Origin of the sequence: Pseudomonas sp. RA_5y_Pfl1_P24 (genome assembly GCF_963970945.1) — a bacterium.
GTDB classification, from domain to species: domain Bacteria; phylum Pseudomonadota; class Gammaproteobacteria; order Pseudomonadales; family Pseudomonadaceae; genus Aquipseudomonas; species Aquipseudomonas tritici.
On record NZ_CAXAOJ010000001.1, the window covers coordinates 215,259 to 236,064 of the forward strand.

22 protein-coding genes are annotated in these 20,806 nt (G+C 59.6%); 12 read left to right on the forward strand and 10 right to left on the reverse strand.

All coding sequences use genetic code 11. From position 1 onward, the window contains the following. Window positions 1-143 precede the first annotated feature (143 nt). A complete protein-coding gene (locus tag AACY30_RS00980; protein ID WP_065872086.1) occupies window positions 144-746 on the forward strand; it encodes a Yip1 family protein in 603 nt (200 codons plus the stop codon). 128 nt (window positions 747-874) lie between these two features. Further along, window positions 875-1,369, forward strand: coding sequence for a SprT family zinc-dependent metalloprotease (locus tag AACY30_RS00985; protein ID WP_339467411.1), 495 nt, complete (start codon window positions 875-877; stop codon window positions 1,367-1,369). 103 nt (window positions 1,370-1,472) lie between these two features. On the opposite strand, the gene AACY30_RS00990 is transcribed toward AACY30_RS00985, so the two are convergent. Continuing rightward, window positions 1,473-2,654 (reverse strand): CaiB/BaiF CoA transferase family protein, encoded by a 1,182-nt coding sequence (locus AACY30_RS00990; RefSeq protein ID WP_339539431.1) that lies wholly within the window; start codon window positions 2,652-2,654, stop codon window positions 1,473-1,475. Window positions 2,655-2,811: 157 nt separating this feature from the next. Here AACY30_RS00990 and tusD point away from each other — a divergent pair, with 157 nt between their 5' ends. The 6 genes from tusD (at window position 2,812) to AACY30_RS01020 (ending at window position 6,251) form a co-directional block, all read left to right on the forward strand. Continuing rightward, window positions 2,812-3,204 (forward strand): sulfurtransferase complex subunit TusD, encoded by a 393-nt coding sequence (tusD, locus tag AACY30_RS00995; RefSeq protein WP_049712691.1) that lies wholly within the window; start codon window positions 2,812-2,814, stop codon window positions 3,202-3,204. Between the two features lies 1 nt (window position 3,205). Next, window positions 3,206-3,556, forward strand: coding sequence for a sulfurtransferase complex subunit TusC (gene tusC / locus AACY30_RS01000; protein WP_065872083.1), 351 nt, complete (start codon window positions 3,206-3,208; stop codon window positions 3,554-3,556). Continuing rightward, window positions 3,556-3,834 carry a sulfurtransferase complex subunit TusB gene (gene tusB, locus AACY30_RS01005; RefSeq protein WP_339467416.1) on the forward strand — a complete coding sequence of 93 codons (279 nt, stop codon included), beginning with the start codon at window positions 3,556-3,558 and terminating at the stop codon, window positions 3,832-3,834. The genes tusC and tusB overlap by 1 nt, the downstream gene beginning before the upstream one ends. Then, entirely contained in the window at window positions 3,831-4,166 is a 336-nt protein-coding gene (locus tag AACY30_RS01010) for a TusE/DsrC/DsvC family sulfur relay protein (protein WP_065872081.1), read from the forward strand. Before tusB ends, AACY30_RS01010 begins: the two co-directional genes overlap by 4 nt. Continuing rightward, on the forward strand, window positions 4,163-5,164 hold the full coding sequence (locus AACY30_RS01015) for a glycosyl transferase family protein (RefSeq protein WP_339539433.1): 1,002 nt from the start codon (window positions 4,163-4,165) through the stop codon (window positions 5,162-5,164). The genes AACY30_RS01010 and AACY30_RS01015 overlap by 4 nt, the downstream gene beginning before the upstream one ends. An 88-nt stretch (window positions 5,165-5,252) precedes the next feature. Beyond that, window positions 5,253-6,251 carry a glutathione S-transferase family protein gene (locus AACY30_RS01020; protein ID WP_339467419.1) on the forward strand — a complete coding sequence of 333 codons (999 nt, stop codon included), beginning with the start codon at window positions 5,253-5,255 and terminating at the stop codon, window positions 6,249-6,251. Between the two features lie 34 nt (window positions 6,252-6,285). Here AACY30_RS01020 and cysG read toward each other — a convergent pair whose 3' ends face one another. Genes cysG through AACY30_RS01050 form a run of 6 tightly spaced genes read right to left on the reverse strand, consistent with a single transcriptional unit; the run spans window position 6,286 to window position 13,783 of the window. Then, window positions 6,286-7,680, reverse strand: a complete 1,395-nt coding sequence (cysG, locus tag AACY30_RS01025) for a siroheme synthase CysG (RefSeq protein ID WP_339539435.1) — start codon at window positions 7,678-7,680, stop codon at window positions 6,286-6,288. Further along, window positions 7,681-8,961 carry a serine--tRNA ligase gene (gene serS / locus AACY30_RS01030; RefSeq protein WP_339438311.1) on the reverse strand — a complete coding sequence of 427 codons (1,281 nt, stop codon included), beginning with the start codon at window positions 8,959-8,961 and terminating at the stop codon, window positions 7,681-7,683. Between the two features lie 16 nt (window positions 8,962-8,977). Continuing rightward, entirely contained in the window at window positions 8,978-9,352 is a 375-nt protein-coding gene (crcB, locus tag AACY30_RS01035) for a fluoride efflux transporter CrcB (RefSeq protein ID WP_339506138.1), read from the reverse strand. Continuing rightward, complete coding sequence (locus tag AACY30_RS01040; protein ID WP_339539436.1) at window positions 9,352-10,674, reverse strand: replication-associated recombination protein A; 1,323 nt, start codon at window positions 10,672-10,674, stop codon at window positions 9,352-9,354. Before AACY30_RS01040 ends, crcB begins: the two co-directional genes overlap by 1 nt. Window positions 10,675-10,701: 27 nt before the next feature. Next, complete coding sequence (lolA, locus tag AACY30_RS01045) at window positions 10,702-11,325, reverse strand: outer membrane lipoprotein chaperone LolA (RefSeq protein ID WP_339421023.1); 624 nt, start codon at window positions 11,323-11,325, stop codon at window positions 10,702-10,704. Window positions 11,326-11,377: 52 nt separating this feature from the next. Beyond that, the gene (locus AACY30_RS01050; protein WP_339421021.1) at window positions 11,378-13,783 is read right to left on the reverse strand and encodes a DNA translocase FtsK; all 2,406 of its coding nucleotides are present in this window, start codon (window positions 13,781-13,783) and stop codon (window positions 11,378-11,380) included. Window positions 13,784-14,280: 497 nt separating this feature from the next. Here AACY30_RS01050 and aat point away from each other — a divergent pair, with 497 nt between their 5' ends. From aat to infA, 3 genes are all read left to right on the forward strand, one after another. After that, complete coding sequence (aat, locus tag AACY30_RS01055) at window positions 14,281-14,961, forward strand: leucyl/phenylalanyl-tRNA--protein transferase (protein ID WP_339539437.1); 681 nt, start codon at window positions 14,281-14,283, stop codon at window positions 14,959-14,961. Window positions 14,962-15,016: 55 nt separating this feature from the next. Then, the gene (locus tag AACY30_RS01060) at window positions 15,017-15,724 is read left to right on the forward strand and encodes an arginyltransferase (protein WP_339539439.1); all 708 of its coding nucleotides are present in this window, start codon (window positions 15,017-15,019) and stop codon (window positions 15,722-15,724) included. A gap of 100 nt (window positions 15,725-15,824) precedes the next feature. Then, window positions 15,825-16,043 carry a translation initiation factor IF-1 gene (infA, locus tag AACY30_RS01065; protein ID WP_002553999.1) on the forward strand — a complete coding sequence of 73 codons (219 nt, stop codon included), beginning with the start codon at window positions 15,825-15,827 and terminating at the stop codon, window positions 16,041-16,043. Between the two features lie 144 nt (window positions 16,044-16,187). Here the strand turns inward: infA and clpA are convergent, their stop codons facing one another. Together clpA and clpS are read right to left on the reverse strand one after the other, a co-directional pair. Then, window positions 16,188-18,458 (reverse strand): ATP-dependent Clp protease ATP-binding subunit ClpA, encoded by a 2,271-nt coding sequence (gene clpA / locus AACY30_RS01070; RefSeq protein WP_339539441.1) that lies wholly within the window; start codon window positions 18,456-18,458, stop codon window positions 16,188-16,190. A gap of 29 nt (window positions 18,459-18,487) precedes the next feature. Next, the gene (gene clpS, locus AACY30_RS01075; RefSeq protein WP_101271708.1) at window positions 18,488-18,856 is read right to left on the reverse strand and encodes an ATP-dependent Clp protease adapter ClpS; all 369 of its coding nucleotides are present in this window, start codon (window positions 18,854-18,856) and stop codon (window positions 18,488-18,490) included. 224 nt (window positions 18,857-19,080) lie between these two features. On the opposite strand from clpS, the gene cspD reads away from it, so the two are divergent. Beyond that, complete coding sequence (cspD, locus tag AACY30_RS01080) at window positions 19,081-19,371, forward strand: cold shock domain-containing protein CspD (RefSeq protein ID WP_445261405.1); 291 nt, start codon at window positions 19,081-19,083, stop codon at window positions 19,369-19,371. An 81-nt stretch (window positions 19,372-19,452) separates the two neighbouring features. Here cspD and icd read toward each other — a convergent pair whose 3' ends face one another. Next, a complete protein-coding gene (gene icd / locus AACY30_RS01085; protein WP_339467430.1) occupies window positions 19,453-20,709 on the reverse strand; it encodes an NADP-dependent isocitrate dehydrogenase in 1,257 nt (418 codons plus the stop codon). Window positions 20,710-20,806: the final 97 nt, after the last annotated feature.

Genomic DNA, 20,806 nt, shown 5'->3' on the forward strand with positions numbered 1-20,806 from the left:
TGCTCTAAAGGCCCTACAGTTATTCAGGGCATCCCTTCCTATACTGCGACTAGAGGTCGCACAGCTATCCAGGACCTTTGAGGCCATTTGGCCCGTGGGCGCTCCGATGGGGGGCGATGGCAATAACGACAGGAGTGACTCGCATGATCCATCACGTCGTGGGGCTTTTTACCCATCCCGACCAGGAATGGCGGGAAATTCGTGGCGATAAAGAAGAAAGCATCAGCCACATGTACCTCACTCACACACTGATTCTCGCGGCGATCCCCGCCGTATCAGCCTTTATCGGTACCACCCAGGTTGGCTGGGTCATCGGCAACCGCTCGCCGGTGATGCTGACCCAGGAAAGCGCGCTGTGGATGACCCTCATGTCCTACGCCGCCATGCTCGGCGGTGTGGCGGTGATGGGCGCGTTCATCCACTGGATGGCCCGTACCTACGACGCCAACCCCAGCATGGCGCGCTGCGTGGCGTTTGCCACCTACACCGCCACGCCGCTGTTCATCGGTGGGCTGGCGGCGCTCTACCCGCATATGTGGCTGGGCATGGTCGTGGGCACGGCGGCGATTTGCTACACGGTGTACCTGCTGTACGTGGGGTTGCCGACCTTCATGAACATCGACCCGGATGAGGGTTTCCTGTTTTCCAGCTCGGTGCTGGCCGTAGGCCTGGTGGTACTGGTGGCGATCATGGCGTTTACCGTGATTGTCTGGGGCCTCGGCGTAGGTCCGATCTATACCAACTGATCCGTTTAAACCGTAGGCAAGGCCACCGCAAGGTGGCTTTGTGCGTTATGCATGACCATTCGGCGCCTGACAGATTCGGAAACACTCAGCTTTGCGGCATACTGGGGGTCTCTGGAGATATGTACAGCATGCCCGAGCAACTCAATACCCGCGTCGAAGATTGTTTCCAACAAGCTGAATCCTTTTTCAAACGAAGCTTCAAACGCCCCCAGGTCAGCCTCAAGCTGCGGGGCCAGAAGGCCGGTGTCGCGCATTTGCACGAGAACCTGCTGCGCTTCAACCCACAGTTGTACCGTGAAAACAGCCAGCATTTCCTGAAACAGACCGTGGCCCATGAAGTGGCGCACCTGATCGCCCACCAACTGTTCGGCGAGCGCATTCAGCCCCATGGCGAGGAATGGCAATTGATCATGCGCGGGGTTTACGAACTGCCGCCTGACCGTTGCCACACGTATGAGGTGAAGCGTCGTCAGGTGACTCGCTATATTTACCGATGCCCGTGTGCCGATAGCGACTTTCCGTTTTCGTCGCAGCGACATGGCATGGTGGCGCAGGGGCGGCGGTATTTGTGTCGGCGGTGTCGGCAGACGTTGGTGTTTACCGGGCAAACCCGGGTGGAGTGAGGGCCTCTTCGCAGGCAAGCCAGCTCCCACATTCGACCGTGTTCTGACCTTGGAATACAGTCGAATGTGTGCGGGCTTGCTCGCGAAGACGCCGGTTCAGGCGCTACACAACGACTTTGGCACTGCGCAATTCCTCTATTCGCTGAGCACTGAACCCCAACTCCGCCAAGACCTCATCACTGTGCGCCCCCACTGCAACCCCGATATGCCGAGGCACTGGCACCCCCTCGGAAAACTTCAACGGGCAGGCCAGTTGCGCCTGGGTCGAACCGTCACCCCGAGGCACCTGAGTGATCAGTTCGCGCGCTTTTAACTGCGGATGCTCCACTGCCTCGCTCAGGCTCAGCACCGGTTCGACACAAGCGTCGACCCCGGCAAACAACTCACACAACTCTTCGAAGCTACGCTTTTCAAACTCGACTTTCAGCGCCTGCTTAAGGTCTTTTTGCTGCTCCGGCTTGGGCAAAAAGCCTTGTGCCGCCAACTCCGGCCGTCCCAGCGTTTCACAGAGTTGCTGCATGAACCCTGGCTCCAAACTGCCCACCGACATCCAGCGCCCATCCCGCGAGCGGTAATAGTCGTAGAAACTACCGCCGTTGAGCACATGGCTCTCCCACTCCGGCTCCACCCCACACGCTAGGTAACCCGCACCGGCCATGGCATTCAGGCTGAACGAGCAATCGGTCATGCTCACATCCAGGTATTGGCCGACCCCGCTCTGCTGTCGGGCGATAACAGCCGCCAACAAACCCACCACCGCATGCAGCGAACCACCGCCCACGTCCGCCAGTTGCACGCCCAACGGCAGCGGCCCGCTGTCGGCACGGCCGGTGTAGCTGGCCACGCCGGCCAGTGCCAGGTAATTGATATCGTGCCCGGCGCGGTCCTTATAGGGCCCGGTCTGGCCGTAACCGGTGATCGACACGTAAATCAGTTTTGGGTTGATCGCCTTCAACGCCTCATACCCCAAGCCCAGGCGTTCCATCACCCCTGGCCGGAACTGTTCGAGCACGATGTCGTACGCCTTGACCAACGCCCGCACGACTTCCAGCGCTTCAGGCTGCTTGAGATCAAGCGCGAGGCTGCGTTTATTGCGATTGAGGTAGGCATGGCTCGCCGAAACACCCTGATCATGGGGCGGCAATACCCGCAGCAGGTCCAGGCGCGTGGGCGATTCGATACGCAGCACCTCGGCGCCCATGTCCGCCAGCAGCAACGATGCAAACGGGCCAGGCAGCAAGGTGGAAAAATCCAACACTTTGAGGGACGCCAAGGGACCTGACATGGGCACTCCATTTTTGTTTTGAATGCACACAGACTAGGCAGCCTTGCGCTGACCGGCAATCGCCGGAACAGTCACCAACAGTGACCGTTTTGATCACGGCGGGCTTTTTCGTGGCAGCGGCTTTATCATTGCCCCACGTTTGCTTGCAGAGTGTTCCATGAAGTTCGCAATTGCACTGTTTTCCGCCGCCCATGCGCCCTCTTCGCGCCGTGCCCTGCTATTCGCCCAAGCGGCGTTGGCCGGCGGGCATGAGATTGTGCGGCTGTTTTTCTATCAGGACGGCGTGTACAGCGCGTCCAATAACATCGTTGCGCCCCAGGATGAGCAAGACATCGCCCGCCAATGGCGTGAGTTTGTCAGCCAGCACCAGCTCGACGGCGTGGTGTGCATCGCCGCCGCCCTGCGGCGTGGCGTGCTCAACCAGGAGGAAGCCACGCGCTATCAACGCAGCGCGGTGAACCTGGACGCGCCGTGGGCGCTGTCGGGGCTGGGCCAGTTGCATGACGCCGCCCAGGCCGCTGACCGCCTGATCTGCTTTGGAGGGCCGTGACATGTCCAAATCCTTGTTGGTGATCAGCCGCCAGGCGCCATGGTCCGGGCCGAGTGCCCGGGAAGCCTTGGATATCGTCCTGGCCGGTGGCGCCTTCGATCTACCGATTGGCCTGCTGTTCCTCGATGACGGCGTGTTCCAACTGGCGCCGCACCAGGACGCCAAGGCCGTGCAGCAAAAAGACCTCAGCGCCAACTTGCAGGCACTGGGCCTTTTTGGCATCGATGACGTATTTGCCTGCCGCCACAGCCTGGCCGAGCGCGGCCTCGCGCCGCCCGCCAGCGCCCAGCCGCTGGACAGCGAAGCGATCTCCCAGTTGATTGACCGTTACGACCAGGTGATGACCCTCTGATGTCGACTCTCCATGTGGTTTCCCACTCCCCGTTTACCGATAGCCGCCTCGACAGCTGCCTGCGCATCTGTGGCGCCAAGGACGCCATCCTGCTCTGCGGCGATGGCGCCTACGCGCTGCACAACCCGGCGCTGCACACCAAGGCCGTGAAGGTCTTTGTGCTGGCCGAAGACATGCAGGCGCGCCATTTGCCTCTGCCGGACTGGGCCGACAGCGTGGACTACCCAGGTTTCGTGCAGCTGTCGATCGACTACGACAAGGTCAACACCTGGCTATGAACACCCTGACCGTCGGCGCACGCACCCTGGAACTGGACAAGGACGGTTACCTGGTTGACCTGAACGAGTGGTCCGATGAGGTGGCAATCGCCCTGGCCGCCACTGAGACGCTGGAGCTGACCCCGGACCATTGGGAGATCCTCCAACTGCTGCGCCAGTTCTACGCCGAATTCCAACTGTCGCCCGCCACCCGCCCGCTGATCAAGTACACCGCCTTGAAGCTGGGCCCGGAAAAGGGCAACAGCCTGCACCTGAACAAACTGTTCAACGGCACTCCCGCCAAACTCGCCGCCAAGCTGGCGGGCCTGCCCAGGCCGACGAATTGCTTATGACCGACTTTGCCCCGCTGACTTTTGAAACCCCTGCAGAGCACCCGTTTGCGCAGTTCGTGCGCATCCTGGGCAAAGGCAAGCGCGGCGCGCGCAACCTCACCCGCGAGGAAGCCCGCGAAGCCATGGGCATGCTGCTCGACGAAAAAGTTGAAGACACCCAGCTCGGCGCCTTCTTGATGCTGTTGCGCCACAAGGAAGAAAGCCCGGAAGAACTCGCCGGCTTCACCGAAGCCGTGCGCGAACGCCTCAACGCCCCGGCGTTGAACGTGGATGTCGACTGGCCCACCTACGCCGGCAAGAAGCGTCACCTGCCGTGGTACCTGCTTGCCGCCAAGTGCCTGGCACAAAATGGCGTGCGCATCCTGATGCACGGCGGTGGCGCGCATACGGCGGGGCGGCTGTACACCGAGCAATTGCTGGAAGCCTTGCAGATCCCGCTGTGCCGTAACTGGCAGCAGGTCGAGGTCGCCTATCAACGAGGCAACCTGGCGTTTATCCCACTGGGCGATTGGGCGCCGCAGTTGCAGCGCATGATCGACCTGCGCAACACCCTGGGCCTGCGCTCGCCGATTCACTCTCTGGCGCGCTTGCTTAACCCGATGAGTGCACGCCTGGGCCTGCAAAGCATTTTCCACCCCGGTTACCAAGGCGTGCACCGCGATGCCAGCGGCCTTCTCGGCGACAATGTGATTGTCGTGAAGGGCGATGGCGGCGAAATCGAGATCAACCCCGACTCGGCCAGCCACTTGTACGGCACCACCGGTGGCGAAAGCTGGGACGAAGAATGGCCCGCCCTCTCCGCCCAGCGCCACGTCAAACCTGCCACGTTGGAACCCGAGCGCTTGAAGGCCGTGTGGCGCGGGGATGTCGAAGACAGCTACCCACAACTGGCCCTGATCGCCACCATGGCCCTGGCCTTGCGCGGCTTGGATCACTCACGGGAACAGGCGTTCGTGTTGGCCCAGCAATACTGGGACGCGCGGGACAAATCGATTTAATCGATCACTCACCTTCAGTCTTTGCGCTTTTAAATCGAACTCAGCCCTTTAGACTGGCCTCCAACGCTTAATAGCAGAGGAGCCAGTCATGGGTTTGCTAATTGAAGGACGCTGGAAAGACCAGTGGTACGAAAGTAGCGCAGACGGCGCATTCCAACGGGAACAGGCGCAACGCCGCAACTGGGTGACCGCCGACGGTTCGCCAGGCCCGAGCGGCGAAGGCGGCTTCAAGGCCGAGGCCGGTCGCTACCACCTCTACGTGTCCCTCGCCTGCCCGTGGGCCCATCGCACCCTGATCCTGCGCAAGCTCAAGGGCCTTGAAAGCTTGATCGACGTGTCCGTGGTCAGTTGGCTGATGCTGGAAAACGGCTGGACCTTCGACAAGGCCCACGGCTCGACCGGCGACACGCTCGACGATTTCGCCTTCATGCACCAGCGCTACACTGCCGATACCGCCGACTACACCGGGCGCGTCACTGTGCCGGTGCTGTGGGACAAAAAACTGAAGCGCATCGTGAGCAATGAATCGGCGGAAATCATCCGCATGTTCAACAGTGCGTTCAACGGGATGACCGGCAACACCCTGGACTTTTACCCAGAAGCGCTGCGCCCTACCATCGACGCGCTGAACGAGCGCATTTATCCCGCCGTGAACAATGGTGTGTACCGCGCAGGCTTTGCCACTTCGCAGCAGGCGTATGAAAGTGCGTTTGATGATGTGTTTGCCGAACTGGATCACCTGGAACAGCATCTGGGCGATCATCGCTACCTGGCCGGGGAGTACCTGACCGAAGCCGATGTGCGCCTGTTCACCACGCTGATTCGCTTCGATGCGGTGTATTACAGCCACTTCAAATGCAATTTGCGGCGGATTGCGGACTGCCCAAATCTGTCGAATTGGCTGAGGGAGATATATCAGTGGCCAGGTGTGGCCGAGACGGTGGATTTTGAACACATCAAGGGGCATTACTACGCCAGCCACCGGACAATCAATCCGACGGGGATTGTACCGAAGGGGCCGTTGCAAGCGTTTGATGCCGGACATGATCGGTACAAATTGACCGGCCAATCGGTAGTGGGTTCGTAGTGAGCGAGCTTGCCCCGCTCACTACATCAGGTGTTCAGACTTGCGACTGAGCGCCTTCGAACCACTTGAGCTTCTCGCGCAACACCACGACTTCACCAACGATCACCAATGTCGGCGCATGCACTTCATGCTCCGCCACCATGCGCGGCAAGTCGGCCAGCGTGCCAGTAAACACACGCTGGTTGGACGTGGTGCCCTGCTGGATCAATGCCGCCGGGGTATCAGCTGCCCGCCCATGCTTGATCAGCTGTTCGCAGATGATCGGCAAACCAATCAAGCCCATGTAAAACACCAAGGTCTGCGAGGGGCCCACCAAGTCATCCCAAGGCAGTTCCGACGTACCGTTCTTTAAATGCCCGGTGATAAATCGCACTGACTGCGCGTAGTCGCGGTGGGTCAGCGGAATGCCCGCATACGCTGCGCAACCGCTGGCCGCCGTGATTCCCGGCACCACTTGGAACGGGATGCCGTGGGCTGCCAGTTCCTCAATCTCTTCACCACCTCGCCCAAAGATGAATGGATCGCCACCCTTGAGGCGCAGCACGCGTTTGCCTTGCTTGGCCAAGTCAACCAGTTGCTGGTTGATCTGATCTTGCGGCACAGCATGGTCGGCGCGACGCTTGCCGACGTACACGCGCTCGGCATCACGGCGGCACAAATCGAGAATCGCCGGCGCTACCAAGCGGTCGTACAGCACCACATCGGCTTGCTGCATCAGGCGCAAGGCACGAAAGGTCAGCAGGTCCGGATCGCCAGGGCCTGCGCCGACCAGGTAAACCTCACCCGGGGCATTTGGCGGTGCACCGTTGACCTTTTCAATCAATAGCCGCTCAGCTTCAGCGCCCTGCCCGGCCAGTTGCCGATCGGCAATCGGGCCCTGGAATACTTCCTCCCAAAACGCGCGACGTTGCTGCACATCCGGGTACAAGCCTTTGACCTGGGCACGAAACCGCGCCGCCAACCCGGCCAACTGACCGTAGGTGGACGGAATCCAGGTTTCCAGCTTGGCGCGGATCAGGCGCGCCAGCACTGGCGCATCGCCGCCGCTGGACACCGCGATCACCAGGGGCGAACGGTCGACAATCGCCGGGAAGATCACGCTGCACAAGGCCGGCGCATCCACCACATTGACCGGCACACAACGACGCTTGGCATCGCTGGACACTTGCGCGTTCAGCGGCTCGTCGTCCGTTGCCGCGATGATCAGGGTGCAACCGTCGAGGTCGGCCTCCTGATAACCGCGCAACATCAGTTCCCCGCCACTGCCCTGCACCAGCTCACGCAACTGGTCTTCGATCTGGGGAGCAACCACCCGCAGCACCGCACCGGCGTCGGCCAGCAGCCGGGATTTGCGCAAGGCAATCTCCCCACCACCGACGACCAACACACGACTGCCGCGCAGGTTATGAAACAGCGGCAGAAATTCCATTTAGCGGATGACCTCAACGCCAGCCATGTAAGGCTTGAGCACTTCAGGCACACGGATCGAGCCGTCAGCCTGTTGGTAGTTTTCCAGCACCGCCACCAGCGTACGGCCTACGGCCAGGCCGGAACCGTTGAGGGTGTGGACCAGCTCCGGCTTGCCGGTTTCCGGGTTACGGAAACGCGCTTGCATACGACGCGCCTGGAAATCACCGCAGTTGGAGCACGACGAAATCTCGCGGTATTTGTCCTGGCTCGGTACCCACACTTCGAGGTCGTAGGTCTTCACGGCGCTGAAACCCATGTCACCCGTGCACAGCGCCAGCACGCGGTACGGCAGCTCCAGCAGTTGCAGGACGCGTTCGGCGTTGGCGGTCAGGCCTTCCAGGGCTTCCATGGACGTCGACGGCTCGACGACCTGCACCATCTCGACCTTGTCGAACTGGTGCTGGCGGATCATGCCGCGAGTGTCACGACCCGATGCACCGGCTTCGCTGCGGAAGCACGGGCTGTGAGCCACGAACTTCAACGGCAGTTGCTTGGCGTCGAGGATCTCGCCCGCAACGATATTGGTCAGCGACACTTCGGCGGTCGGGATCAGGTACAGATCGGCGTCACCGTCGCGGCTGATCTTGAACAGCTCTTCCTCGAACTTCGGCAGCTGGCTGGTGCCCATCAGCGCCGGCGCCTGCACCAGATAAGGGGTGTAGGCTTCTTCGTAACCGTGCTCGGCGGTGTGCAGGTTGATCATGAACTGCGCCAGGGCGCGGTGCATGCGCGCGATCGGGCCGCGCAGCAAGGCAAAGCGTGCGCCAGACATCTTGGCGGCAGTCTCAAAATCCAGGCCGCCGGTCAATTCGCCCAGGGCAACGTGGTCCTTGATCTCGAAATCAAAGGCTTTTGGCGTGCCCCACCGGCGCACTTCGACGTTGCCGTCTTCGTCTTCGCCCATAGGCACAGACTCATGCGGTAAGTTGGGGATGCCCAGCAGGATGGAATCCAGCTCGGTCTGAATGCCTTCCAGCTCGATTTTGCCGTCAGAGAGCTCGGTGCCCATGCGCTCGACATCCGCCATCAGCGGCGCGATGTCTTCGCCGCGCTGCTTGGCCTGACCGATGGATTTGGAACGCGCATTACGCTCAGCCTGCAGTGCTTCGGTGCGGGTCTGGACGGTCTTGCGCTGTTCTTCCAGCGCTTCGATGCGCGCGACATCCAAGGCAAAGCCACGGGATGCCAGGCGGTCCGCTACGTCCTGAAGGTTGCTACGTAACAGTTTGGAATCGAGCATGTCGGTCTCTCGTTTATCAAAGTTTGGTCAAGGACAGGCCAGCCCAGGTGGCGAGCAGCCCGCCGAACACGCTGATGCCCAGGTACCCGAAGGCGACCAGGGCCTGCCCGCTTTCCAGCAGGCGCAGCGTATCCAGTGAAAAGGATGAAAAGGTCGTCAGACCGCCTACAAAGCCGACAATCAAGCCAGCCCGAATTTCAATCGGTACTTCCGGGCGCAACAGGAACCAGCCGTACAACAGCCCGATGATAAGGCAGCCCACCAGGTTGACCGCCAGGGTCGCCGCATAAAAATGCTTCGGCCAGTTGGCGCTGACCCAGGTGCTAGTGGCGAAACGCAATAATGTACCAGCGATGGCGGCTGCGGACACGGCAAGAATCATCTTGAGCACTACTTTCTCCGCTGTTTTGGACTGAGTCGATCGAGTTGGGCGAGGTGATTGAGCTTTTCACCGATCTTCAGCTCCAGGCCACGGGGCACCGGCTGGTAGAACGGCTGTGGCTCAAGGTCGTCGGGGAAGTAATCTTCACCGGCAGCATAGGCGTCCGGTTCATCGTGGGCATAACGGTATTCATCACCGTAGCCCAGTTGTTTCATCAGCTTGGTCGGCGCGTTGCGCAGGTGCAGCGGCACTTCCAGGGAGCCGTGTTCGGCAGCTGCGCGCAGGGCGGACTTGAAGCCCATATACACCGCGTTGCTTTTAGGCGCGCAGGCCAAATAGGTAATGGCCTGGGCCACTGCCAACTCGCCTTCCGGGCTGCCCAGGCGCTCCTGAACTTCCCACGCCGCCAGGCACAGGCTCAGCGCACGAGGGTCAGCGTTGCCGATGTCTTCGCTGGCCATACGCACCACGCGGCGGGCAAGGTAAAGCGGGTCGCAGCCGCCGTCGATCATGCGCGCGAACCAGTACAGCGCGCCGTCCGGGTTGGAACCGCGTACGGATTTGTGCAGCGCCGAGATCTGGTCGTAGAAGGCTTCGCCGCCCTTGTCGAAGCGCCGACGCGTATCGCCGAGCAGGCTTTGCAGGAGCTCGACGCCAATTTCATTGCCGTCTTCGGCGAGGTCCGAGGCGTTTTCCAGCAAGTTGAGAAAGCGGCGCCCGTCACCGTCTGCGGCGCTCATCAGAATCTTGAAGCCTTCATCGCTGAGACTCAACTGGCGCTTGCCCAGGCCCTTGTCTTCGCTTAACGCACGCTGCAACAGCTTTCGCATCGCCGCTTCGTCCAGGCTTTTCAGCACATAGACGCGCGCCCGCGAAAGCAAGGCGTTGTTCAATTCAAAAGAAGGGTTCTCGGTGGTGGCACCGATAAAGATCAGCGTGCCGTCTTCAACATAGGGCAGGAACGCATCCTGCTGCGATTTGTTGAAGCGATGCACTTCATCGACAAACAGGATGGTGCGCTTGCCGTATTGCCCGGCCTGCTGCTTAGCGACTTCCACCGCCTGGCGGATCTCCTTGACCCCGGCGAGCACCGCCGAGACCGTTTCGAAGTGTGCATCCGAGACCTTTGCCAGCAGCCGCGCCAGGGTGGTTTTACCCACGCCCGGCGGCCCCCAGAAGATCATCGAATGCAGCGCGCCCTGCTCCAAGGCTTCACGCAGGGGCTTGCCGCGCGCGAGCAGGTGTTCCTGACCGACGTACTCATCCAGATTGGTCGAACGCAAGCGTGCGGCCAGTGGTTGAGCAATCGGGTCACTTCGAAACAGATCCATGGGCAGCGTTTGAAACCTCTGGGGGATTTATTCCTGGATCACGTCGGCACCCTTGGGGATGTCGAACTTGAACTTGGACGCCGGCACAGGCTGGTTGGCCTTGACCCCGGAGAACAGGATATCGGTGCGTTGGCCGACGCTGTCGACCAGTCGCATGTTATTGATCACGCCGTTACCAAACGACAGGGACAGTGTGTCAAACAGGGTGTCCTTGGATTTCGGCTTGAGGGTGAACTCAATGACGTTGCTGGTTTGCTTGGACGTGATGTCGAAGCTGTCGTTGATTTTCGACACATCGCCCGACAGCAAAAGCGCCGGGGTCTGGTTCAGGCGCGGGTCGAGCTTCTTGATGGTCGCCTGTTCCAGGTCCGGGTCCCACAGGGTGACCTTCTGGCCATCGGAAACGATGGTCTGCTCAGCCTTGCCTTCCGTATGCCAGTAGAACAGGCCAGGGCGCTTTACAGCCATTTCGCCTGCGGTTTCCTGCAACTGGGTGCCGCCGGCATCCAGGGTCATCTGGGAAAAGCGCGCAGTCAGCGTTTGGGATTTGTCCAACAGGTTCTTCAGGCTGGCGACGGAAGCCGGGTCAGCGTGAGCCGAAACAGCGGTCAGGGCCAGTGCCGGCAACAACAGCATGCGGATAAGACGCATGGGAGTCCTCATTGAGTCGTTAGCGTGCCACGTGCTGCCACGCGGCACGGGGTCAGTCGCGCATCTGCCCAGGGGCAATGACTTCGCGCGAGCCGTTGGTGTTCATTGCGGTCACGACGCCGGCATTTTCCATGGATTCGATCATGCGGGCGGCGCGGTTGTAGCCAATCTTGAGCTTGCGTTGCACGGCGGAAATCGACGCGCGACGGCTTTCCAGCACGAAGGCGACGGCTTCGTCGTACAGCGCGTCGGTCTCGGCATCATCGTCACCACTGCTGCCGCCGTCAAAGCCACTGCCGGCTTCTTCGACGCCCGCGAGGATGTCGTCGTTGTATTCCGGCGCGCCGCGCAGTTTCCAGGCTTCCACCACGCGGTGTACTTCATCGTCGGAAACAAACGCGCCGTGCACCCGGATTGGCAGGCTGGTGCCTGGCGGCATGTAGAGCATGTCACCGTGACCCAGCAGTTGCTCGGCACCGCCCTGATCGATGATGGTCCGCGAGTCGATCTTGCTCGACACTTGGAACGCCATGCGCGTCGGGATGTTGGCCTTGATCAGACCGGTGATCACGTCCACCGACGGACGCTGGGTGGCGAGGATCAAGTGGATACCGGCCGCCCGAGCTTTCTGGGCGATACGTGCGATGAGTTCTTCGACCTTCTTGCCGACGATCATCATCATGTCGGCAAATTCGTCGACCACCACCACGATGGTCGGCAGCTTGGTCAGCAGCGGCGCTTCGTCGTGAATGCTTTCGCGCTTGTACAGCGGGTCGGCCAGCGGTGTGCCGGCGTCCTGGGCCTCCTTGACCTTGGCGTTGAAGCCCGACAGGTTACGTACGCCCATCTTCGCCATCAGCTTGTAGCGGCGCTCCATCTCGGCAACGCTCCACCGCAGCGCGTTGGCGGCGTCCTTCATGTCAGTGACCACGGGGCACAACAGGTGCGGGATGCCCTCGTAGATCGACAATTCCAACATCTTCGGGTCGATCATGATCAGCTTGGCGTCATCCGGGCCGGACTTGAACAGGATCGACAGGATCATCGCGTTCACACCCACCGACTTACCGGAACCGGTGGTACCCGCGACCAGCAGATGAGGCATTTTCGCCAGGTCAGTGATTACCGGCTTGCCGCCGATGTCGTGACCCAGGGCCAGGGTGACCGGCGATTTGAAGCTATCGTATTCCGGCGTCGACAGGACTTCGGAGAAGCGCACGATCTGGCGGTCTTCGTTGGGGATTTCGATACCCACGGTGGTTTTGCCGGGGATCACTTCCACCACGCGCACGCTGGTCACGGCCAGGGAACGCGCCAAGTCTTTCGCCAGGTTGGAAATACGGCTGACCTTGACGCCCGCAGCCGGCTGGATCTCGTAACGGGTAATCACCGGGCCGGGGTGGATCGAGTCCACCGTCACTTCGACGCCGAATTCCTTGAGCTTGATTTCCAGCAGGTGGCCGACGGCCGCCAGGGATTCAGGGGAATAATTAAGTTGTTTCTTTTCGGCCGGGTCGAGAATCGAGATCGGCGGCAAGGTACCTTCGACGGCGCTGTCGACGAACAACGGCGCCTGTTTCTCTTTTTGCACGCGAGCGCTGGGCTCGGGGGCCTTGGGCGGCGCCGGTGCAATCACTGGCGGCACCTGCTTCTCGCGGTCCGACATGTGCTTGCTCAGGGCTTGCTCGCGTTCGATCAGGCGTTCCTTGACCTTGGCCTGTTCGCGTCGGTCCGGCGTGCTCGGGGCCACCACCTCGTTGACGCGGGTGTCCACCTCACGCAGTTGCGCCACCATGCGTTTGCGGTCCACACGGGCCGACCACCAGCGGTTGGCCGCGCCCTGGAATAGCTCCAGCAGGTCGAGGGTGATCTTGCCAGTCACGTCCATCACCTTGAACCACGACAGATCGGTGAACACGGTGAGACCGAACAGGAACAGCGCAATAAACATCAGGGTGCTGCCCTGGATATTCAGGCTCTTGCGCGCCAGGTCGCCGAGGCTTTCGCCCAGCGCACCGCCCGCACCCGCCGGCAGTCCGGTCGGCGCATGAAAATGGATATGGGCCAGGGCAGCGCCGGACAGCACCAGGAACACCAGACCGATCAGGCGCCACGAAAACAGCCAACCGCTCCACTGCCATGGCTCGTGACGCTGGCGGAAGATCTGCCAGGTCTTTATCGCCAGCAGCAACGGGAAGATATACGCGAAGTAACCCAGCACCATAAACAGGATATCGGCGCTGTAGGAACCGGCGGGGCCGCCGAAGTTCTGCACGTCTTCGATCTTGCTGTTATGGCTCCAGCCGGGATCGTCCTTGCCATACGTGAGCAAGGCCATCATCAGGAACAGGCACAGCGCGCCGATAGCGATCAGCGCACCTTCCTTGAGGCGATAATGCAGGTGCTGGCGCCAGGCCGGCACGACTGCTGCTTTAGGTGTTGCGGCGGATTTCTTCAAAACGGGTCTTTTCCTGCGCCTTTAGCGCGTCCATCTGTTGAATGACTGCAAATACTGCCCAATCCGAGCAGCTGAAAAATGAACGAGTGTCGTTGAATCTACTTTTTAACATTGGGCGATTGCTGGATGAAATGAGGGAAGTGCCACAATGCCCGCATTGTACGGGTTTGTGACTGCGATGCCACGCCCTGGCCCTTCACCCGGCAGCCTAGCCAATCGAGCCTCACAACATGTTCAATTTGAGCATGCATTGTCTTTGCTGACAAAGGCTTATGAGCTGTTTTTATCAATCAAGGGCAGCTTGGCAAATGGCCTGCATCGAACCGACCCGATTACGACCGCGTCCCCGACACAGAGTTGCAGAAACACCTGCTCACGCTAATACGCCTGAAAGGCCGATTCGGGCTGGCCCGATGGCGCCATGTCGACAATAATCAGCACTGCGCAAGCAGGTGTCATACCTGTCACTCCCCTCCCCTTCCGTAAGCCTGGATGCCATGCTGACCTGGTTACAACGCGATTCACTGACCTTCCCCCCGCTGGCCAAGGCCATGCGTGAGCCCAATGGCCTGCTCGCGGCCGGTGGCGACCTGTCGGCCGAACGACTGGTGCAAGCCTACCGTCACGGCTGCTTCCCATGGTTCTCGGAGGGCCAGCCGATCCTCTGGTGGTCGCCCGACCCCCGTACCGTCATATTCCCCGACGAGCTGCATGTGTCCCGCAGCCTGGGCAAACTGTTGCGCCAGCAGCGCTACAGCGTCACCTTCGACCAGGACTTTGCTGCTGTCATCCAGGCCTGCGCCGCACCGCGCGCCTATACCGATGGAACCTGGATCACCCAAAGCATCCAGAGCGCCTACCTGGAACTGCATCAGCGCGGTTACGCCCATTCGGTAGAGGTCTGGGACGACGGGGAACTGGTGGGCGGCCTGTATGGCCTGGCAATGGGCCAATTGTTTTTCGGCGAATCAATGTTCAGCCGCGCCGACAACGCTTCGAAATTCGGCTTTGCCACGCTGACTCGCCAACTACAGGCCTGGGGCTTAGTGCTGATCGACTGCCAGATGCCCAACGACCACCTGCACAGCCTGGGTGCCCGCGCCATTTCCCGCAGCGACTTCGCAGGCTTCCTGCGCGACCATCTGGACCCGCCCAACGCCGGGCCGTGGGTTTCTTGAGCGACTTGCGTACTCCTGGCTTACACTTACTTCAAAGCTTATCCGAGGGTTGATCATGACCGAGTTGGCGCGTTTGAAGTTTTATGCCACTCAACCCCACTCTTGCAGCTATCTGCCCGACGAGCAGGCCACCACACTGTTCCTCGACCCCAGCCAGCCGATGGACGTGCATGTGTACGCCGATCTCTCGGAAATGGGCTTTCGGCGCAGTGGCGATCATCTGTACCGGCCGCATTGCCAGAACTGTAATGCCTGCGTGCCGGCGCGCATCCCTGTGGCGCAGTTTCTGCCGGACCGTAACCAGAAGCGCATCCTCAAGCGCAACGCCGACCTGACGGTGATGCCAGCCAAGCCGCGCTTCACCGAAGAATACTTCGACCTGTACCAGCGTTATATCGAGCAACGACACGCCGACGGCGATATGTTCCCGCCCAGTCGCGACCAGTTTTCCACGTTCCTGGTGCGCGACCTGCCCTTCTCACGCTTCTACGAGTTTCGTGCGGAAGGCCGCTTGGTGGCCGTCGCCGTGACCGATTTGCTGCCTAACGGGCTTTCAGCGGTCTACACCTTTTATGAGCCTGACGAAGAACGCCGTAGCCTGGGACGCTTCGCGATCCTCTGGCAAATTGGCGAATCCCAGCGCCAGGAACTGGAGGCGGTGTACCTCGGCTACTGGATCAAGAACTGCAAAAAGATGAATTACAAGACCCAATATCGACCCATTGAACTGCTAATTAATCAAAGATGGGTCACACATAACTAGAACCCCTTGGCTTAAACACCCTTTTTCGGGCACAATGCACGCCGCTTTTGCCTGGCGCAGTTGCACCGGGCCATTCACTGGATACCGAGGGCTTTACTGCATGTCGAAAGAAGACAGCTTCGAAATGGAAGGCACTGTCGTCGACACCCTGCCCAACACCATGTTTCGTGTGGAGTTGGAAAATGGGCACGTCGTAACCGCGCATATCTCCGGCAAGATGCGCAAGAACTACATTCGTATTCTTACCGGCGACAAAGTGCGCGTCGAGCTGACGCCCTATGACTTGAGCAAAGGGCGCATAACTTACCGCGCTCGCTAAGCAAGTCAATACAAAACGCCCGGTTATGCCGGGCGTTTTTGTGTGTGCTCTTTACCTAACAAGCCCGCACACATTTAATCTCCTTCGTTTTCAAGACAGCAAAAAGGCGCCTTTCGGCGCCTTTTGCTTTGTTACGGTCAGCTATCAGGCCATTTCAGCCGTGGTTTCGAACTCGAAGGTCAGCTCGCCGTCCTTCAGGTCGATGTGCACCACGCCACCATGGTCGGAAAGCTCGCCAAACAGGATCTCTTCGGCCAGCGGCCGCTTGATCTTGTCCTGGATCAGACGCGCCATCGGGCGTGCGCCCATTGCCGCATCGTATCCGCCTTCAGCGATCCAGCTGCGCGCCGCTTCCGAGACTTCCAGTTGCACGCGCTTGTCTTCCAACTGCGCCTGGAGCTCGGTGAGGAACTTGTCCACCACACTTTTGATGACGTCATGGCTGAGGCGACCAAACTGGATAATGGTATCCAGGCGGTTGCGGAACTCCGGCGTAAAGCTTTTCTTGATCACTTCCATGGCATCAGAAGAGTGATCTTGATGACTGAAGCCAATCGAAGCCCGCGCGGCCGTTTCGGCACCGGCGTTGGTGGTCATGATCACGATCACGTTGCGGAAGTCCGCTTTGCGCCCGTTGTTGTCGGTCAGGGTCCCGTGGTCCATCACCTGCAGCAGCAGGTTGAAGACTTCCGGGTGGGCCTTCTCGATTTCATCGAGCAGCAACACGCAATGCGGCTGCTTGGTGATCGCCTCGGTCAACAGGCCGCCCTGGTCGAAACCGACATAGCCCGGAGGCGCACCGATCAGACGCGACACGGTGTGCCGCTCCATGTATTCGGACATGTCGAAGCGCACCAGCTCAATGCCCATGGCCTTGGCCAACTGCCGCGCCGCCTCGGTCTTGCCGACGCCGGTCGGGCCTGCGAACAGGAACGAACCGACAGGCTTGTCCGGCGACTTGAGGCCAGCACGCGATAGCTTGATCGCGGTGGACAGCGCATCGATGGCCGCATCCTGGCCAAAAACGGTGAGCTTGAGGTCGCGCTCCAGGTTGCGCAGCAGCTCCTTATCGGAACTGTTGACGTGTTTAGGTGGAATCCGCGCGATCTTCGCCACGATGTCCTCGACTTGAGGCACGTCGATGCGTTTCACACGCTTCTCGACCGGCTGCAGGCGCTGGTAAGCCCCCGCCTCGTCAATCACGTCGATCGCCTTGTCCGGCATGTGCCGGTCATTGATGTAGCGCGACGCCAGCTCAGCCGCCGCACGCAGGGCTTCATCGGTGTACTCGATGCCATGGTGCGCTTCGAAGCGCCCCTTGAGCCCGCGCAGGATGCCGATGGTGTCTTCGACTGAAGGCTCGGACACATCGACTTTCTGGAAGCGACGCGCCAGGGCACGGTCTTTCTCGAAGATGCCGCGAAATTCCTGGAACGTGGTCGAGCCGATGCAACGGATATCACCCGAGGACAACAACGGCTTGAGCAGGTTGGAGGCATCCATCACCCCACCGGAGGCGGCACCGGCACCAATGATCGTGTGGATTTCGTCGATGAAAAGAATCGCCTGCGGGCGTTTTTTCAGCTCGCCGAGCAACGCCTTGAAGCGCTTCTCGAAATCGCCCCGGTACTTGGTCCCGGCGAGCAAAGCGCCGAGATCAAGGGAGTAAACGACGCTGTTAGCCAGCAGGTCTGGCACCTGGTTATCCACGATGCGCTTGGCCAGGCCTTCGGCGATCGCGGTTTTACCCACGCCCGCTTCACCCACCAGCAACGGGTTGTTCTTGCGACGACGCGCGAGGATCTGCGCCACGCGCTCAACTTCAAGCTCTCGCCCCACCAGCGGGTCGATCCGCCCCTGGCGCGCCAGTTCATTGAGGTTGCTGGCATAGGCATCCAGTGGATTGCCCGAAGAAGAAGACTCACCACCCTCTTCGTCCTGCATCTCCTGCTCACCCTCGGAATGATCGCCGTGCCCAGGCACCTTGGAGATACCGTGGGCGATGTAGTTGACGACATCAATACGGGCAACGCTCTGCTGTTTCAGCAGGAACACTGCCTGGCTTTCCTGCTCGCTGAAAATCGCCACCAGCACGTTGGCGCCTGTGACTTCACGCTTACCGGAGCTCTGCACGTGGAAAACAGCACGCTGAAGCACCCGCTGGAAGCCCAGGGTTGGCTGGGTTTCACGGTCTTCATCGTGGACGGGAATAAGTGGCGTCGTGGAGTCGATAAACTCCTGCAGGTCATGCTTGAGTTTGTCGAGGTTAGCGCCGCACGCACGCAGAACGGTGGCGGCAGCTTCGTTATCCAAAAGTGCCAGCAGCAGGTGTTCGACGGTCATGAATTCATGACGCTTCGAACGGGCCTCCTTGAAGGCAAGATTGAGGGTGACTTCGAGCTCGCGGTTTAACATAGCTTCACCTCATACCCAAGTGGTCGGCGTTAACCGTCCTTCTCGATTTCACAGAGTAGCGGATGCTGGCTTTCCCTGGCGTACTGGTTGACCTGCATGGCCTTTGTCTCGGCGATGTCGCGGGTAAACACTCCACATACTGCCCGTCCTTCTGTATGAACGGCCAGCATTACCTTGGTGGCCAACTCGCGGTTCAGGTTAAAAAACACCTCGAGCACTTCGACGACGAAATCCATCGGTGTGTAGTCATCATTGAACAAAACCACCTTGTACATGGGCGGCGCCTGTAAAGCAGGCTTGGCCTCCTGAACAGCAATGCCTGCAGAACCGTCGTCATCATGTTCATGATCCGGTCGATCCTGATTGAATGTTAGTCGAATCTGGCTGTTTGCATGCATGGAAAGAAAGGTTCGTCAGTGGTTCAAATACAGTGGTGGGGGCGACCTGTCAGAATTTCAACTCTGACCGACTGGTCGCCTTGACTATCGGCAAATCGGTGTTACAACCAATAGAACCCACAGTGGGTAAAAAAGGTCCGCGCAGTCAACCTTATTTATTCGGGTTAGGACGGATAAACTGGATGATACTCCAGTGATGGAGTCTGGTGCAGAGGGATATGGGTATGTCTGGCGTCAAGATCAATGGAAAGAAAAAGGGCAAGGTCAAGTGGTTCAATAATGCCAAGGGGTACGGCTTCATTATTGAAGACGGCAAGGATGATGACCTTTTCGCGCACTACTCAGCGATCGAAATGGACGGGTACAAGACCCTGAAAGCGGGCCAAGCGGTAAGCTTCGAGATCATTCAAGGACCAAAAGGGCTGCACGCCGTGGAAATTTCTGCCGCTACGGTTGATGCGCCTGAAAAACCAGCCACATCAAACGCTCCCAGCCAAAAAACGTTAACGACCTAAAAGCCCCTGAGTGCGAATATTGCAATGAAAAAACCGGTCAACTCAACCCAATGAGGTGACCGGTTTTTTTGTGCCCTTCCTTTACATATGCGAAATCAACGCATCGCCGAAGGCCGACGAAGACAGCAACTTGGCGCCCTCCATCAAGCGATGGAAGTCATAAGTCACGGTCTTGGCCGAAATTGCACCATTGGTGCCCTTGATGATCAAGTCCGCCGCCTCGGTCCAGCCCATGTGGCGCAACATCATTTCCGCCGACAGAATCAGCGAACCCGGGTTGACCTGGTCCTTGCCCGCGTATTTCGGCGCAGTACCGTGGGTAGCCTCGAACATCGCCACGGTGTCGGACAGGTTCGCGCCCGGCGCAATACCGATTCCGCCCACTTCTGCCGCCAAAGCATCGGACAGATAGTCACCGTTGAGGTTGAGGGTCGCAATGACGTCGTACTCAGCCGGACGCAACAGGATCTGCTGGAGCATGGCGTCCGCAATGGCATCCTTGACGACTATATTCTTGCCAGTCTTCGGGTTCTTGAACTGCATCCAAGGGCCGCCATCGAGCAGCGTTGCGCCGAATTCTTTTTCAGCAATACCGTAGGCCCACTCCTTAAAGGCGCCTTCAGTAAACTTCATGATGTTGCCTTTGTGCACGATAGTCAGCGAGTCGCGATCGTTGTCCACTACGTACTGGAGAGCTTTGCGCGCCAGACGCTCAGTGCCTTCCTTGGAGACCGGCTTCACGCCAATCCCGCAATCCTGATCGAAACGGATCTTGGTCACCCCCATTTCTTCCTTCAGGAACTTGATCACCTTGATCGCCTCGGGCGAACCGGCCTTCCACTCGATCCCGGCGTAAATATCTTCGGAGTTCTCGCGAAAGATGGTCATGTCCACATCGCCAGGCTTTTTGACCGGGCTGGGCACACCTTCGAACCAGCGCACCGGACGCAAACACACGTAAAGGTCGAGTTGCTGGCGCAGGGCCACGTTCAACGAACGGATGCCGCCACCGACCGGCGTGGTCAGTGGGCCCTTGATGGACACCACGTAATCCTTGACCGCATCCAGGGTTTCCTGGGGCAGCCAGGTGTCCTGGTCGTAGACCTGGGTGGCTTTCTCGCCAGCGTAAACCTCCATCCACGAGATCTTGCGCTTGCCGCCGTAAGCCTTTTCAACAGCTGCGTCGACCACCTTGATCATCACCGGGCTGATGTCGACGCCGATACCGTCACCTTCGATATAAGGGATGATCGGTTGGTCAGGAACATTGAGAGAATGGTCTGCATTGACGGTGATTTTGTCGCCGACTGCCGGAACCTGAATCTTCTGGTATCCCATGCTGAACTCCATCTATGGATTAAACATCTGGCTGCGTTCGAGCCTACTCCAGATAAATGACGACTGAAACCTCACGCCAGGCTCATTTGCATCGAAA